Below are 2,091 nucleotides of genomic sequence, written 5' to 3' on the forward strand. Positions count from 1 at the left end.
TCGGAGCCGCCGTCGCGCGCCGCGTCCGCGTCCCCTGTCTCGGGCGCGGGCGCTCCGCCGGGGCCACCGGGCCCACCCGGCCCGTCCGGACCGCCGGGGCCGTTGGGGCCGTTGGGGCCGTCCGGGGGCTCCGGGTCGTCGTCGTGCTCGTCGAGGACGTCGTCCAACCGCCGCTCGTCCAGGCCGGGCGCGTCGAACGGGTCGCGGCGGCGGCGGTGCGGCAGCGCCAGGCGAGCCGCCGTCCGGACGTCGTCGGACGTGACCGCGGTGCGCCCGGACCAGGCGGCCAGCGCCATCGCGGTCCGCGCCGTGACGAGGTCGGCGCGCAGGCCGTCCACCTCGAACGCGGCGCACACGGCGGTGATGCGCCGCAGCGCCGCGTCGGTCAGCACGACGTCCGGCAGCAGCGCGCGGGCGGCGGCGATCCGGTCGGCGAGCTCGGCCTCGGCGCCGGCCCAGGCGGCGGCGAAGCCCGCCGGGTCCTCCTCGAACCGCAGCCGCCGCCGGACGACCTCGGCGCGCTCGGCCGGATCGCGGGTCGCGGCGACCTCCACGGTCAGCCCGAACCGGTCGAGCAGCTGCGGACGCAGCTCGCCCTCCTCCGGGTTCATCGTCCCGACCAGCAGGAACCGCGCGGCGTGCCGCACCGACACGCCCTCGCGCTCGACGTGCGACTCGCCCATCGCGGCGGCGTCGAGCAGCAGGTCCACCAGGTGGTCGTGCAGCAGGTTGACCTCGTCCACGTAGAGGACGCCCCGGTGCGCGGCGGCCAGCAGCCCCGGCTCGAACGCCCGCACGCCCTCGGTCAGCGCCCGCTCGATGTCCAGGGAACCGGTGAGCCGGTCCTCGGAGGCGCCCACGGGCAGCTCGACGAGCCGCGCCGCGCGCACCTGGCCGGCGTCCGTCTCGTGCGGACCGTCCGGCGGGCGCTCCTCGTGCGGGCCGTCCGGGCAGCGCGGGTCGGGGTCGGCGGGATCGCAGGAGAACCGGCATCCCGGCACGACGTCCACGGACGGCAGCAGCGCCGCGAGCGCGCGCACGACCGTGGACTTCGCGGTTCCCTTCTCGCCCCGCACGAGCACGCCGCCGACGGCGGGTGACACGGCGTTGACCAGGAGGGCGAGCTTGAGGTCGTCCATTCCGACGACGGCGGAGAACGGGTAGCGGACGGCGGAGCCGCGCGTCATCGGCGCATCAGAGAGCGCATGCCTCAGAGTCCTTCCCTCGGGTGTCCACGCCCGTGGTCGGCGGTCGGTGTCACGACGGCCGGAGTTCCTGACTCACCAGCTCGCGCTGGCTCACAGTTGCGGGCACAGCCCCGGATTCGCACCGGGTTCCTCCGTCGTCCGTCGCCCGAACAGGATGGCACACCCGTCCACCGTCCGAACACCCCGCCACCGGCCCATACACCCCGCGACCGGCGAAGACTCCTTTCAACCGGCGAGGACGCCGCGCCCTCGACCAGAACGCCGCGCACCCCGCCGCCGCACCCGGCCGCGGGCGCTGTGCCGCGAAGTGGCGAGGCTCGAACGACGACGCGCCATCCGAGGCCGCCGCCTCAGGACGGAGCCGCGTCGCGTCCGCCGGTCGGTCCGCCGGTCGGTCCGGCGAGCGGTCCGCTGACGGGCCGCGCCGGGGCGGAAGATCGGGAAGGGCAGCCGGGAGGGTCAGTCGGGGAGGGCGAACCAGACGGCCTTGCCGGGGGCCGGGGCGCCGAGGCGGGAGGTGGTGCGGAGCATGCCCCAGCGGCCCTCGGAGAGCTCGCGGACGATGGACAGGCCCCGGCCGCAGTCGCCGGACGTCCAGGAGTAGCCGGGCAGGTCGCACGGGAGCCGGTCGAAGATCGCGCAGCGGGTCTCGGGGCCCCGGCCGGCGGGCCCCTCCGCGGTGTAGAGCCACAGCTCGTGCGGGCCGTGGTCGCCCGCGTGCTGGAAGGCGTTGGTCGCCAGCTCGCTGATCATCAGCTGCGCGTCGGACGCGCGGGCGCGGTCGAAGCCGAGCTCGGCCAGCGCCTCGCGCAGGACGGACCGGGCGTAACGGGGGCAGGCCGGGCCGGCGGGCAGCGCCCACACGCGGTCGCGGCGCGCGCCC

Annotated in this window: 2 protein-coding genes and 1 riboswitch; both genes read right to left on the reverse strand. The window is 76.9% G+C overall.

Annotated elements, in window-relative coordinates:
* Window positions 1-1,187 (reverse strand): ATP-binding protein (locus DZF91_RS24605; RefSeq protein ID WP_158588037.1); only part of this gene is annotated, 1,187 nt, incomplete at its 3' end.
* Between the two features lie 64 nt (window positions 1,188-1,251).
* A riboswitch (cobalamin riboswitch) is annotated at window positions 1,252-1,391 on the reverse strand.
* A 276-nt stretch (window positions 1,392-1,667) separates the two neighbouring features.
* A partial coding sequence (locus DZF91_RS40275; RefSeq protein ID WP_158588038.1) for an ATP-binding protein occupies window positions 1,668-2,091 on the reverse strand: 424 nt, incomplete at its 5' end.

Source organism: Actinomadura logoneensis (genome assembly GCF_003428695.1).
GTDB classification, from domain to species: Bacteria; Actinomycetota; Actinomycetes; order Streptosporangiales; family Streptosporangiaceae; genus Spirillospora; species Spirillospora logoneensis.